The organism is Maricurvus nonylphenolicus (assembly GCF_042854845.1).
Lineage (GTDB): Bacteria > Pseudomonadota > Gammaproteobacteria > Pseudomonadales > Cellvibrionaceae > Maricurvus > Maricurvus nonylphenolicus.
Genome location: NZ_AP031498.1, coordinates 3,678,663 through 3,693,551, shown reverse-complemented (window position 1 = coordinate 3,693,551; position 14,889 = coordinate 3,678,663). Strand labels below are relative to the sequence as shown.

Annotated in this window: 9 protein-coding genes; 7 read left to right on the top strand and 2 right to left on the bottom strand. The window is 46.5% G+C overall.

The features are described from left to right. Nucleotides 1–17 precede the first annotated feature (17 nt). The gene (locus ACGHZ6_RS16100) at nucleotides 18–935 is read right to left on the bottom strand and encodes an SDR family NAD(P)-dependent oxidoreductase (protein ID WP_390615017.1); all 918 of its coding nucleotides are present in this window, start codon (nucleotides 933–935) and stop codon (nucleotides 18–20) included. A 357-nt stretch (nucleotides 936–1,292) separates the two neighbouring features. Then, the gene (locus ACGHZ6_RS16095; protein ID WP_390615016.1) at nucleotides 1,293–2,465 is read right to left on the bottom strand and encodes a DUF3089 domain-containing protein; all 1,173 of its coding nucleotides are present in this window, start codon (nucleotides 2,463–2,465) and stop codon (nucleotides 1,293–1,295) included. A gap of 467 nt (nucleotides 2,466–2,932) precedes the next feature. Here ACGHZ6_RS16095 and ACGHZ6_RS16090 point away from each other — a divergent pair, with 467 nt between their 5' ends. From ACGHZ6_RS16090 to ACGHZ6_RS16060, 7 genes are all read left to right on the top strand, one after another. Further along, nucleotides 2,933–5,386 (top strand): TonB-dependent receptor domain-containing protein, encoded by a 2,454-nt coding sequence (locus tag ACGHZ6_RS16090; RefSeq protein WP_390615015.1) that lies wholly within the window; start codon nucleotides 2,933–2,935, stop codon nucleotides 5,384–5,386. A gap of 366 nt (nucleotides 5,387–5,752) precedes the next feature. Next, on the top strand, nucleotides 5,753–6,361 hold the full coding sequence (locus tag ACGHZ6_RS16085; RefSeq protein ID WP_390615014.1) for an RNA polymerase sigma factor: 609 nt from the start codon (nucleotides 5,753–5,755) through the stop codon (nucleotides 6,359–6,361). 4 nt (nucleotides 6,362–6,365) lie between these two features. After that, complete coding sequence (locus ACGHZ6_RS16080) at nucleotides 6,366–7,493, top strand: FecR family protein (RefSeq protein WP_390615013.1); 1,128 nt, start codon at nucleotides 6,366–6,368, stop codon at nucleotides 7,491–7,493. Nucleotides 7,494–7,720: 227 nt separating this feature from the next. Continuing rightward, the gene (locus ACGHZ6_RS16075; RefSeq protein WP_390615012.1) at nucleotides 7,721–8,500 is read left to right on the top strand and encodes an SDR family NAD(P)-dependent oxidoreductase; all 780 of its coding nucleotides are present in this window, start codon (nucleotides 7,721–7,723) and stop codon (nucleotides 8,498–8,500) included. A gap of 100 nt (nucleotides 8,501–8,600) precedes the next feature. Beyond that, the gene (locus tag ACGHZ6_RS16070) at nucleotides 8,601–10,562 is read left to right on the top strand and encodes a DUF3604 domain-containing protein (RefSeq protein WP_390615011.1); all 1,962 of its coding nucleotides are present in this window, start codon (nucleotides 8,601–8,603) and stop codon (nucleotides 10,560–10,562) included. A gap of 526 nt (nucleotides 10,563–11,088) precedes the next feature. Beyond that, nucleotides 11,089–13,266 carry a TonB-dependent receptor gene (locus ACGHZ6_RS16065; RefSeq protein ID WP_390615010.1) on the top strand — a complete coding sequence of 726 codons (2,178 nt, stop codon included), beginning with the start codon at nucleotides 11,089–11,091 and terminating at the stop codon, nucleotides 13,264–13,266. Between the two features lie 192 nt (nucleotides 13,267–13,458). Continuing rightward, a complete protein-coding gene (locus ACGHZ6_RS16060) occupies nucleotides 13,459–14,865 on the top strand; it encodes an MFS transporter (RefSeq protein WP_390615009.1) in 1,407 nt (468 codons plus the stop codon). Nucleotides 14,866–14,889 lie beyond the last annotated feature (24 nt).

Sequence of the window (14,889 nt, the reverse complement as noted above, 5' to 3'; positions counted from 1 at the left end):
AGCAAATCAGTTATAAATTACTGTTCAGATTGCACGTAGGTTATAGCTTTGGTCAGGAACTTCTCTGTTTGCTTACCACCGGTTTCCAGTTCAGACTGGTTATTGATGTCACAAATAGTCTTCCATTGGGCAATAACATTTTCAGGTGTCTGCTGTGCTTGCGGGAGGAAAATACCGTTAGTTTCAAACAGGCGGGTGCTGGCATAACCGCCGGCACCGGCACACAGAATCATGCGATTGGGGGCATCCTTGTGACACAAGGCTAGGGCACCGGCAGTCACGGATTCGGCGGTCATTAGTTGATAGATTTCCGCAGGAATCAGGTCTTCGGTCATACGAGTGCCGGCAGTGGGGGCCAGAGCGTTGACTCGGATATCGTTTTTGGCACCTTCCAGTACCAGGGTGTTCATAAAGCCCAGTACCGCCATTTTGGCTGCGCCGTAGTTGGACTGGCCGAAGTTGCCGTACATGCCACTGGAAGAGCTGGTTACAACGATACGGCCATAGTTTTGCTCACGCATAATGTTCCAGACGGCTTTAGTACAGTTAACCGTGCCCATTAAGTGAACATCCATCACCAACTGAAAATCGGCCAAATCCATTTTGGTAAAGGATTTATCGCGTAGGATACCGGCGTTGTTAATCAGGATATCTAAGCGACCCCATTTTTCCATGGTTTGTTTGACCATGTCTTCAACTTCATCAAACTTGGCGACGTTGGCTCCATGAGCAAAGGCTTCTCCCCCTTTTTCTTCGATCAAACGAACCACTTCCATAGCCGCATCGGAGGACGCACCGCTGCCATCGCGGGCGCCGCCCAGATCGTTAACAACTACCTTGGCTCCGCGCTCGGCCAGTGCCAGTGCATGAGAACGACCCAAGCCGTTACCTGCACCGGTTACTATGGCCACCTGGCCTTCGAAATTGATTGTCATGTTATCACCTGTTGGGTCTGTCTTTTATATCGTTGAATTTAATTCGTGAAAGGTGTTATAGAATGGATTATTAAATAAGTGCCCATCATGTTAGGGAATAACACCTCAACTACGAAATTTTTAATTTCCTCAGAGCAGCATAAGACAGCTCACAAGCGCATATCCCTTACTGTAGCTAAAAGATGTCTATATTAATTTTCATACCGCTTCTTTGAAGTGAGGACTATCAAGGTAGGAGTTTAAGGAAGATCACGTAATGTACTCGCACAGATCTTGGGTTCTGGGTGTTTTTCATAAACGTTTAGGCTAGCTGGTGATTGGTTATTGGCCTGCTTGGTCCAGTCAATTCAAAATAATTTAATTGAGTTTCGCTGATGACATTTTCTGCTGTTCTAGATACGTGTGTACTCTCAATTTTGCGTTATCGCGAATATCGAAGTAAAACAACGTGTAATCATACAGGTGGTAGCTGCCACCGAGAGTTGCTTGATTAAACCCTGTAGTGGACTGGTCTGTCACATGCAGAGTGCCATCTTGGCATTTTGCAGATGTAAGGTTGGGTAGGGGATCACCTAAGTGATCAATGTTAATATGAGTAGGAGAATTATCACGACCCAGGCTTAAATTGAAAGGGGCTGTAATGGATACTGCGCCTTTATGATTTTCCGCTGACGCCTTTCTTTCGTTAGTTTTCCAGGTTAGCGGGTTGGTGCAGAGACTATTATCCACGCCGCGTTTTACACCGCCCGTTCCTTCGAGTTTAGCGTCCCAATGAATAACACACCCAAGCTGGGTCGCCGAACGACATGCAGAAATATCCGTGTTGTCAGCGAACCACTCACTCGGTACGCCTATCTCGGTGGCGCCAAGGGTGTAGGCGGCAATCATGCGGTCGTAGAGTGGTGTATTGTCAATCTTTTCCTGAAGCAGTCGTAAAGCGTGATGTGTACCCTGGCTATGACTAGCAATAATAAAGGGGCGGCCTTTATTATAGTGTTTCAGAAAATACTCAAATGCCGCTTCAACGTCTACATATGCGAAAGCGAGCACCTCATCGCGCAGTTGATCAGATCCGGTAAAGTAACTGTATATCGATGCTTGCCGATATCGCGGTGCGTAGATATCACAGCAACCATTAAATGCGCTGGCCTGATAAGCCATCATAAATTGGGTGTTTTCTTCAGTAGCGCTATCGAGGTCCATGGGAGATGTCCAACTAGCTCCACTCAGGTAACCTGTTGGGTGAATAAAGAACGCGTCAACAGGCGCTTCTCCTTGAATATCAGCATCATCAATACCCTGAGGTATCAAATCAGCGGGATCACTTTTGGTTGGAAGCGCCGCCCAGTTGGCAGGGTTACTATAATCAGGTTTTCTGGCTGCCAGTGTCGGGTCGAATTTGTCATCGGGTTTTTCAAAGGTAATAGAATACAATGCGCTTAACTGATCGTTGTAGATACTGCCTAATAGCGCCATACAGATCAGTGAAGCAGCTAGAATTGATACTAAGGCTTTATTCTTGGAATTCATATCAGGTTGTCCATGACAAAAAGGCCCTCGCTCGGCCTCGTGAAATGTAAGACAAACCACACATACAATAACCCTTACTCCATACGACCAGAATTGAAATTTTAGTCATGTAAGTGGACCTAACGTTAAAGCGGGGACCGGTTTAACCCAGTCCCTACCCATAAAGACTAACGGAGATATCTCGTAATAACGTTTTACCACTAAAACAGTAGGTTTTGTGGTCATGGTTCTACCGATTGTTTATCTGTATTATAGGATTCCATCTATGCCTGTGTTGTAGCCTAACTTCATCGGTTTTAGCTACGCATTTTTAGGCGCTTACAAGGCGATCCTATGATAGCAATACACTAATTTTAGGGGGTATTGAGTAGGACTTATGTATGTATCACTTCTCCTATAGGGACCCGAAAGCCATTAACAGCTCAAGGCAGAAGTTTTATAACGGCACACTCCGAATGTTTGTACTTATGGCCAGCAAGGTAATGAAAATAAGTTCATTACGGATTTTCTATGTTATTTTTTTTATCCTGTGTGCGAATGTATCGCATGCGGCGGTACCTATCTTTCATTTCGATATTCCCCAGCAAAACGCAAGTGATGCGCTCACAGCACTTGGGCAGCAAGCCGATATTTCGGTGATATACCAGTACGATGTGATAGTGCAATTCCGTACTAATCGGTTGAAAGGACGATATAGCCTATCAAGAGCAGTTAATATTCTTCTCCTGAATTCAGGGTTGCAGGCAGAGTTTGGAGAGGGGGGGCGCTTGGTTATATCCGTGAGTAGTGACGTTGGGGTTGAAGGTGATAACTCAGTTCACGCTTTGCTATCTGATGACTCGAATATTATTGAAGAAATCACCGTCACTTCAGAAAAGCGCGAAACGTTATTGCAGAGTACGCCGATTGCAATTACTGCGGTGACACCGGATGTAGTTGAAATTACCCAGGTCGAAGATATCCGTGATCTGCAAATGCTAGCGCCTAGCATCACTTTCAATAACGCTCCTGCGGGAACCCAAGTCTATATTAGAGGTGTGGGTCAAGATGATGTGAATGTTGGTCAAAACCCCGGGGTAGCAATCTATGTAGACGGCGTGTATCACGGACATGGCTTTACTAATACGGCCGCCTTTCAGGACGCTGATAGATTTGAGGTGTTGAGGGGGCCGCAGGGCACATTATACGGGCGTAACAGTACCGGCGGTAATATCAATATTACCAGAAAGAAACCGACCTTTGAGGCAACAGCCAAACTGACGGGTTCCATCGGTAACTACGGTGCTAAACAGTGCAGTATATCTGGCTCGACAGGTATCGTTGATGATGTACTGGCTGTTCGAGGCTTCTACCTGTATAAGGGGCGCGATGGGTATGCGAAAAATTTGGTTAACGGTGATGACGTTGATGCGGAGGATTTGAATTCTACCGCTGTGTCGCTGCTCTATACGCCGAGCGATGATTTGGAAGTTATTTTAAGAGGGGATTATCAGAAAAGTGATACCCATAATCGCCCCAGGACATGGCTTGAGGATGTGCCCGGTGTACTTCCCCCTGGTGTACCTGGTCCTCTAGCCAGCGGCGCTCGCTCAGGGGGGAGGAAAACCAGGGACGTATACGGCGATATTACCACCACTCAGTTGCTTGAACTCTGGGGCGTCAGTGGCTCCTTATCCTGGAATTATAACGACTTGGTTCTGAGTTCCGTTGTCTCCTACCGTAATTCAAGGCGTGATAGCTTAAGTGACTCTGATGGGACAGATTTACCACTTTTGACCATTGATTTAGAAGAAAGTGCAGAGGAGTACAGTGTTGAAGTTAATCTTGTAGGTAATGCACTTGATGAGCGGTTGGACTGGATTGTAGGGGTGAACTATTACTCTGATGATGCCTCACTTTATGCCGTCGCGCCTGTCGTTTCCGATGCATTTGGCTCACTAACTGCACTCAGGCAGTACTCTGATGAGCTTGAATCAATGGGTCTATTCGCGCAGGCAAATTATCACCTAACGGATCGCTTGAGAGTCACAGCTGGCGCGCGTTACTCAAAAGATGAGAGAGATGCTGTACTTACAGGCATCAATACGATTGGAAATGCTCGTGTTAGTTTGTGCGAGAACTCCGGAATTTCTGAAACCTGGGAGACACCGACTTTCAAGCTAGGCTTCGATTACGATCTTACAGAAGATGCAATGTTATATGGGGCCGTTTCCAGTGGATTTAAGGCCGGTGGCATTAACGCCACCGTGTGCAATGATACCTATGATGAAGAAGCGATTCTCGCGTACGAGCTGGGTTTTAAAAGCGCCTATCTTGATCATAGAATGACGTTAAATGGAGCTTTCTATTTCTACGACTACACCGATATGCAGATCCGAACCTGGTTTGCTGGCCAGGCCAACTTTGATAATGCGGGGGAGTCTCGGATTTATGGCGCAGAGTTTGAGTTTGTAGCGAAACCGTCCAAGGGATTTCAGGTGGCGGCTGGTTTGAGTATACAAAACGCCGAATTTACGGATGCGATGATTGGCGATAACCTCATTTTGGGTGATCCTGACGTAGATGTGAGTGGAAACGCTTTATTACGTGCCCCTGACCTTAAGGCGCAATTAGTCCTTCAGCAGAGTTTCGAACTTAAATCGGGTGGATCTATTCATGCGCGATACGATGTACTGTACACCAGTGAATACTATGGTGATGCATTTGAGCGTGATATCACACGTATTGATTCAAACACTCTTCAGGATTTTCGACTGACCTGGCGCGATGGTTTAGTGAATGGTTGGATGGTTCAGCTTTATGTCAAGAACTTGACTGATGAGGAATACCTGGAGTGGATCCTGCCCAGCGACATTGGTGGAGTTATTGGTATGTATGCACCGCCTAGGACGCTAGGCTTAAGAGTGTCATATAGCCTCTGATATCGCCTTAGGAGGGACAATCTCACTGATTTTCCGAAAAGTGGCAAAGGATTGGCCCTTATTTTGATATTTTTGACCAGTTCTATCATTTTTGAAAGAAATCTAATCTTTTAGTCGTTGAGTAAGGGTTTTACTGACATCGCTTGTCCTACACTAGTGCGAAGAAAAACAAGCGCGCTTGTACGATGAAAGGACAAAAACCATGCCACAAGAAATACTGAGTGTGAAGACTCACAGCGACATTCAGCTGAGCCTTGATAAGTTCTGGGATTGCCCCTGGGTTTTTGCGGGCTCTGTCCTATTCCGGCCCCTGCGAGGTCGGCTGGGAGAGAGGCTCATGTCGTTAGGCCTGTTGATCGCTCCACAATGATTATGCCATCGAACAATCAGGGGAAGGGCAAAGAGGCTGGAAAGGATTCAGCAAAGCCCAGTGATTTGGCCACAGTCTATGGCGAGCAAAGATCGGCACTGATGCGTTTTGCATCGCGTTTTTTTCGCGGCAGACCTCATGAGGTTGAGGATGTGGTTCAGGAAGCATTTATCAAGGCTTTTGAGGCACAAAAAGAGCGAAAAATAAGTCTAGTTGAGCCTTATCTATACCGGTCGGTCAAGAATCTTGCCATCAATACGCTGAATAAAAGCAGCTATCGATTGACAGACTCACTAGGGGATTTGCTTCCTGAAACTGTCTTATTGGAGAGTCCTACACTAGAAGCTGAATTTGAGTCAAGGCAAAAATTTGAGAAATTCTGTAGGGCAGTGCGTCAACTTCCGGTTAAATGCCAACGGGTTTTTGTATTGAGAAGGGTCTATGGTTTTTCTCAACAGGAAATAGCTGAGCGATGTGACATCAGTCTTAAAACGGTGGAAGCACACCTTACCAAAGCCCTGCAGCGGTGTACCGATTATATGGATGCAGAAGAAAGCATGAACGTAGATGCCACGAAAGATAACGCCTCACGGAATGGAGGGTAGATAAATGCATAGTGATTCCAGCAGTAGCGATAATGTTGCGCCATTTCCCAACCGTGCTGAGATAAAGCAAGAAGCCTGTGCGTGGTTAGTAAGACTGGATCAGCGTGATCTCAGCGAGCAGGAAACGCAGGAGTTTCAGGCTTGGGTAACCCGTAGTGATTTTCATAGAGACTATCTTCTTAAGGCCGCAGCTAACTGGGATTCGATGGCGATACTCGAAGAGTTGGCAGAAATGTTCCCGATATCGGACAATAAATCGGAGCTGAAGGGGTTCTATGCGTCAATATGTTCCGTATTGACAGCTTTTGGTGAGCGCGTACGAATGACTATGTTTGCCTCAGGGGCTGTTGCTGTCAGTGTACTTTTGGCGTTGGTACTCCTTAATTCCACTGCTCTCGAAGGCTTGCTGTACTCAAAACCCGTACAACGAAATTTTGTAACCGCCGTAGGCGAACGTGCTAATTTTGTTCTGGAAGACGGCACCAGTGTTACGCTCAATACCAATAGCCGTGTCAACGTTGAATATACCCGTTCTAGAAGAGTCGTTAAGCTGCTACGTGGTGAGATCAATGTTGATGTAGCTAAAGAACCGCAACGTCCGTTTTTGGTATACGCGGGCAAAGGTATGGTTTGGGCTGTAGGTACGGCGTTCAATGTGCGTTCTGAGGCAGAGCGAGTTGAGGTTACGGTTACTGAAGGCACTGTTAAAGTTTACGCTGATGTTAGTTCGAAAGATTCCGAGCCCAGACTCAGTGTTGACGCTGAGGTACAGTTTAATAATTTACATGAGTCGAATGTCCGCGAAGCGATCCTTGATGCAGGATATGTCGCACAATACAGTAATGTGATTGAATCGCATACGTTTGTAGAGCCTGAAGATCTTAATCGAAAGTTGGCGTGGCGTGAAGGAAATTTGATCTTCAAAGGCGAAACACTTGAAGAGGCACTCAAAGAGTTTTCCCGTTATACCGATCAGAAATTCGTCATTGTTGACGCATCTATAAGTCAGATTCGTATTGGCGGATATTTTAAAACCGACGATATAGATGCGTTGCTGGGCGGGTTGCATGATAACTTCAATATCAAATCCGAGGCGGCAGGGAGCAACCTTATCCACCTTTCTGCGCGATAGTAGAATTTCCGATTGAAATTATTACCTGTTTACAAAGGCTTCGTTAAGAAGCCTTTGTAGTTTTAGGAGGTTGCATGATTGGGTAAGCGCAGTGGCAGCTGCCAGGATTACCTTTTGATTCTTGACAGGTTGAGTAAGGGTTATGTGTGTGTAACTTGTCGTAGACTTTACACGGAAAATAGTTTTCGAGAATAGGTCCCATTAAAATATGTTAAAGGATAATGGTTATGCCAAGAGTAAATCTTGAAGGGAGTTCATCCATCGTTACCGGCGGTGCTTCCGGTATTGGTGAGGCCACAGCGCGTCAGCTCGCAGAGGCTGGCTCCAAAGTGGTGATTGCCGATCTTAACGAAGAGCGCGGCAGTCAGATCGCTAAAGAAATTGGCGGCGTGTTTGCTAAATGTGATGTCACCAAAACAGAGGATGCCGATGCCGCCGTCGCTACGGCATGCGAGCTCGGCCCGTTACGTGTTTGTGTTAATTCTGCAGGCTTAGGCTTACCCGCACGCACTATTGATCGCAACAATGAACCAATGGATATAAAGGGTTTTGATTTTGTTATCCAGGTTAACCTGGTGGGTACCTTTAACGTTCTGAGTCGCGCGGCCGCAGCCATGGCCAAAACAGATGTTATGGATACAGACGGCAGTCGTGGCGTTATTGTTAATTTGGCCTCCTGTGCAGCCTTTGATGGACAGATTGGTCAAGCTTCGTATTCCGCTTCTAAGGCTGGGGTCGCAGGTATGACGCTACCCATAGCTCGAGATTTGAGCGCTGTGGGTATTCGCGTTAACACCGTAGCACCGGGTTTGATCGATACACCGATCTATGGTGAAGGTGAGCATGCCGAGGCCTTTAAAGCTCACTTGGGACAATCCGTGTTGTTTCCGAAGCGCCTGGGGCGTGGTGAGGAGTTAGCGTTCACCGTTATGGAATGCATCACTAACCCCTATCTGAATGCGGAAGTTATTCGCATGGATGGTGGTATTCGGATGCCACCCAAATAAGCCGGAGAAAGGGGAATTTCCAGTGTAGGTGCTGACTTGATACGCATCGCGTGACTGTTTAAAAAAGAATTGCAGACGATATAGAATAAAGAGAAGCAACATGCGCAAACTACTCATTATAACGTCAATTATGCTATCCAGCGCTTGTACGCAGGATGTGAAAAAGGCTGAGACTGAAGAGCTCTCCATCGGCTCTATCAGTGACACAGACGTTGTGATTCCTTCAAATCCTGAGCGCAATGCCTACTTTGGCGATCTGCATGTCCATACCAACTATTCGTTTGATGCATTTGTGTTTGGTACAGTTGCTACGCCGGACGATGCCTATCGATTTGCCAAAGGTGGAGCCCTGCGACATCCCGGTGGTTTTGATATGAAGTTGAGGCAGCCGTTGGATTTTTATGCAGTGGCTGATCACGGATTCTACCTTGGTTTGTTTGCCGGTATGAATGACCCTAGTAATCCGATATCTAATCACCCAGAAGCTAAAACGTTTGTGGATACGCCCAAAATCGAGGGGCGTATAGCCGCATTCAAAGCCATAGCTAAATTCCATAATCCCGATAGTCCGCGCTTCAAGGAAATTGAGGACCTGCCGACGACTAAGTCTGCCTGGAAAGACACTGTGGAGGCCGCCAATCGACACAATGACCCGGGTAATTTCACTGCTTTTGTTGCCTATGAGTACACGTCACATCCTGGCACCGCAAACCTCCACCGAAATGTCATTTTCAAGGGGAGTGAAGCTCCCGAGATCCCTTTTTCGCGGCTTGATTCTTTGAATCCCGAAGATTTATGGCGATGGATGGATGGGCTCCGAGAGGAGGGAATTGATACCCTGGCTATCCCACATAATGGCAATGCTTCTAACGGCCAGATGTTTAGCTTGGTGGATTTCTCAGGAAATCCCCTGAGTGAAAGCTATGCTGAGCTGCGCATGCGTAATGAACCTCTTTTTGAGATTAGTCAAATTAAGGGTACGTCTGAAACCCATCCCTTGTTGTCCCCCAATGATGAATGGGCAGGTTTTGAAATTTACCCTTATTTAATTGGTACTCACATCCAAGGAAAGATCAACAACAGTTACGTCCGTGAAGCCTATAAAAACGGCTTAGCATTGGCAGAAGAAAAAGGGTTTGATCCTTTTCACTTTGGTATTATCGGCTCCAGCGATACGCATAACGGCAGCTATGCCGGCGATGAGGATAATTATTGGGGCAAAGCAGGCCTGTTGGACATGACAGGTGTACATCGCGGAACAGTACCGATACCAAAGGCAGTTATTGAAAGTGGTGAGGTGGACTTGAAGGCTTTTGGGCCTAAAGCAGAAGCATCACCAAAAAATGTAAAATCCGTAGAGGTAAAAAAGATCTATCAACCTGATCCAAGCCCTACCGCGTTTAGTGCAGGGGGCTTGGTCGGTATTTGGGCTGAGCAAAATACTCGGGATTCACTCTTTGAATCAATGCAACGCAAGGAAACATTTGGTACCAGTGGGACAAAAATAAGAGTCAGATTTTTTTCCGGTTACGATCTGCCGTCTTTTGATAGTCAAAATTGGATTCGTGAGTCCTATGCGGGTGGTGTGCCTATGGGGGCGGATCTATTGGCAAAGGGTGGTCAAGCTCCCGAGTTTATTATATGGGCGTCACGTGATGTGCATAGCGCGCCTTTGCAGCGATTACAGATCATTAAGGGCTGGTTGGCCGAGGGTAAGGTTCATGAACAGGTATACGATGTAGCTTGTTCAGACGGGATTACGGTTGATCCCACCACGCATCGCTGCGGGGATAACGGTGCAACGGTCAACCTAGATGATTGCAGCTTCAGTGAAGATGTTGGTGCCGCAGAATTACAATCACGTTGGCGCGACCCTGACTTCAAGGCGTCCGAGCGGGCGTTTTATTATGTCCGCGTACTGGAAAATCCGGTCTGTCGCTGGTCGACCTGGGATGCCATTCGGGCAGGTGTCACGCCAAGGGAAGGGCTCGCTGAAACCATACAGGAACGTGCCTGGTCTTCACCGATATGGTATGTACCGACTGAAAATAATGCGGGTTAAATTGGGATAATCCCTCCTGATCTGGTTCGCTCTGATTGGGGGCTATACCTGAACCCAACGGCGAATTGATAGCTGGCTTTATTGCTGCTCATGAAGTGGATTACCTGATTCTCACTTCTTAATGGTCATTGTGTAGCATGTCTTGATATTGCTACACAATGACTACTCATCATCTGTTTACACGCTTCCGGGTGATCCATTGGCCTTTCCTGGCTTTGTTACGATATTGATTCGTGATGCATTTATTGATCTTTGTGCTCGTAGTCTACATGTAAACCTTGAAAAAATAATCGTTAACTGGGCTCGACAGGTTTTTGTTGAATCAACCTAATTACTTCATGGCTTAAATACTATGCGGAGATGGCTGTGATTGAATTGGAGAGATATTTTTGGGCTGAGTAGGGGATATGTGTGTGTGAGTTGTCTCATATTACTCTGAGGGAATTAAAGACCCGTTGTTGAGGTGTTGGTCCTTAATGAGTTCGGTGCTTTTTTTATTATAACGATTAATAATGAGAGAGTTGAGATGACTAGAAAAAAATTAGTGGTTAACAGGCTATCCGCAGCCATTATTTCCGTAACATCGGCCATGAGTGTTGTTGCGCAAGAAAGCAAAAATGCAGATGATTTCTTTATTGAAGAAGTTATTGTTACTGCTCAGAAGCGTGAGCAGTCATTACAGGATACCCCGGTTGCCGTTACAGCAATCACAGAGGCCGTGATTGAGAATACCGATATTAACGATGTCCGTGACCTGCAAATGCTCGCGCCCAGTGTTACCTTCAACGAGGCACCAGCGGGGGCTCAGATCTACATAAGGGGGGTAGGGCAGGATGATGTAAATATTGGTAAAAGCCCTGGTGTGGCGATGTACCTTGATGGTGTGTATCTCGGCCACGGTTTTGCCAATGCCGCGTCTTTCCAGGATGCAGCACAGTTCGAAGTGCTGAGGGGCCCACAGGGTACTCTGTATGGCCGCAACAGTACTGCCGGTAATATCAACGTCAGAACCAAAAAACCAACCTTTGAGCCAACAGCCAAGGTGTCGGTAGCTGCCGGTACCTATAATGCCACACAGGGCAGTATCTCTGGCTCAATGGGTATCATCGAAGACAAACTGGCGGTCCGTGGTTCCTATCTTTATAAAGAACGTGATGGATACGCTAAAAACCTGACTAACGGTGATGATGTTGATACCGAACAGTTGAGTTCGGCAGCCGCGTCTGTGTTGTATCTTCCGAATGAGGATATGGAAATCATTGTTCGCAGTGATTATCAAAAACGTGACATCAATAGCCGTCCATCCGGTCGGCTTGAGAACGTGACGGATGGGGGGAAAGGTGGAATTCCTTCTGCGATGTTCGTGGGTAAAGGCTCCAGAGATGTCTACGGTGATATTACCGGAAAACTATCGATGGAAGTCTGGGGTGCCAGTTCATCGCTTGTCTGGGACTTTAATGATATGACGTTAAATGCTTTGGTCTCCTACCGTGAATCCAAGCGGGACACCAGTAGTGATACCGACGGTACAAGTTTGTTTTTGGCGAATATTATTTATGGCGAAAAGGCAGAAGAATATACCCTGGATGTTAACCTGTCTGGTACTGCCTTTGAGGAAAATCTGGAATGGATAGTCGGTGCAAACTACTACTATGATGATGCCTCTAGTGATGCTGATGTACCTGCCGTATTTGGTTCTGTGTTTGTTGACATAGACTACGCCGATGAATTGTCGTCAATTGGTGTATTCGCGCAGGGTACGTATCATCTGACCGACCGCTTGCGGGCTACGGCCGGTTTACGTTACACCCGTGATGAACGTGATACCGTACTGTCTAAGTCTACGACTTTCCTTGCTAGTAGTACTGTCATTACTGAATGTGAAAACCTAAAACTTTCCGACTCCTGGGAGACTCCTACCTTTAAGGTCGGCGTTGATTACGATCTCTCCAGTGACGCGATGGTTTATGGTTCTGTTTCACGAGGTTTCAAGGCCGGTGGTATTAACGGTACCGACTGTAATCAGACCTTTGATGAAGAGGTCATTCTGGCTTATGAGATGGGCTTTAAGAGCACCTATTTTGATCGTAGGCTTTTAGTTAACGGTGCCTTTTATTTTTATGATTACACCGATATGCAGGTTCGTACTTGGGACACAGGTCAGGCTTTGTTAGAGAATGCCGGGGAATCTGAAATCTATGGTGCCGAACTGGAAGTGGTTGCACGCCCGTTTGAAGGGTTTCAGATGGATGCCAATTTGAGTGCTCAGAAAGCGGAGTTTACGGATGCCGAAATCTCCAACACCCTTGTATTGGGAGACCCAAACCAGGATGTGAGTGGCAACGCGATGTTGCGAGCGCCGGATCTGAAGTTACAGGTTGGACTCCAGCATACCTTCCAGTTTGACAGCGGTGATTCTCTTCAGTTGCGCTATGACGTGCTCTATACCGATGAGTACTATAGTGATGCATTCGAGCGTGAGGTCACACGTATGGATTCTAATACCCTGCAGAACTTCCGTGTTACTTGGCGTGATAGCCAGGAAGACTGGTTCGCTCAGGTTTATGTTGAAAATCTTACTGATGAAGAGTATTTCGACTGGAAATTACCTAGCGGTACCGGCGGTGCAGCTCCCACTGCCGGGGTACTCGGTAGTTATGCCCCACCACGCACAGCGGGTGTCAGAGTGTCCCGTACTTTTTAATCTAATTTGAGTGCAAAACGCATCCAATGATGCTGGCTGGTCAGGGTTATACATTTTCAGAATTCGTTTCTGTGTGTATCTCTGGCTGGCCGTTTTCAGATCATGATTCAGATTTTGGATCGGCTTGTGAGAAGGAGTCGAAAGTAATCGTAATGGCTCTGGCCTACTAATAAACTGAAGTAACAAAGGCAAATGATGAATCGACTCGGTTCAATAGATAAGATTAGTTATAGTGTGGGTAGCTTTGCCTGGGCGGCTAAGGATACCTGTTTCCATTATTTTTTATTTTTTTATTACACCCAATTACAGGGGTTGTCTGCCAGTCTTGCAGGCTTGGCGGCGCTTTTGGCGTTGGTTATTGATGCCATTTCTGATCCAATTATTGGTCATGTTTCGGACAATTTTAAAACGGGTAAATGGGGGCGACGGCACCCTTTTATGATCATTTCAGTGGTACCGTTCTGCGGTGCATTGATTGCGATATTTAATCCTCCCGCAGAACTCTCACAGACCGGACTGTTTTTTTGGTATCTACTAATGGCTGTTGCTGTTCGTAGCTTTCTCACGCTGTTTACCGTGCCACATATGGCTCTGGGGGCAGAGTTAAGCCAGGACTACACAGAGCGTACAAGTATCGCGGTGTACCGGAATATTCTTGGGTACGCAGGAGGAGTTAGCATTCAAGTGTCGGCATGGTTCTTGATCATCCCGATTGCCACAGCGGCGGGCAGTGTTGTCGACGGTTACAGAAATGTGGGATTTTATGCGGCTTTTCTGGCCATGATAGGAATGGTTGTTTCCATTTGGGGTACTCGTCCTCATATCCCCAATCTGGTGCAAACTTCCAAGCTCCAACGATCCCAACACTGGTTCCATGCGTTTGGGGAAATAGCTGGATTGTTTCGTAATCCTTCTGCTCGAATCCTGTTGATAGGTAACTTGGTAATAGTATCAACTATCGGGCTCGGTAATACCTTGCTATTACACATGAATAACTTTTTCTATGGTTTTAGTGAAAACCAAATTGGTATTTTTATGATGGCTGTATTGTTAGCGCTCTTACCGGCATCCTGGTTGTCTTTACGGGGAACCCAGCTGTTCGGTAAACCTAGAGCGCTAGTCTATATGATTCTAGGTATGGTAGTGATTGGCCCCATACCAGTACTCGCTCACCTGTATGGCCTGACCCCTGCGATTGGCAGTACTGGGTTACTGTTGGTGGTCTGCTTTTTTATTGTGATTCATCAGTCTTTCTATATTTCCTACATGAACCTATCTTCGGGCATGGTTCCGGATGTTGCGGATGAGTTGCAGATATCTTCTGGAAGGCGTCAGGAAGGCATTCTTAATTCTGCCCTCATGCTGACCCAGAAAGTTACCTTTGGTGTTGGCACTTTTCTCGCGGGGCTTACCATCGATTTCGCAAATTTCGAAGGTGTTGTCAGTATTGCTGATGTAACCCCCGATATGTCTGCTCGTCTAGCTTGGGTTTATGGGCCTGGCCTGTCGTGTATTGGGCTGTTAGGCGCATTTATTTTTATACATTATCGTTTAGATCAAAAGCGCTATGTAGACATTCGGACTCAGCTGGATGGCTAATAGCCCTCATTTTCGTGCCCTTAG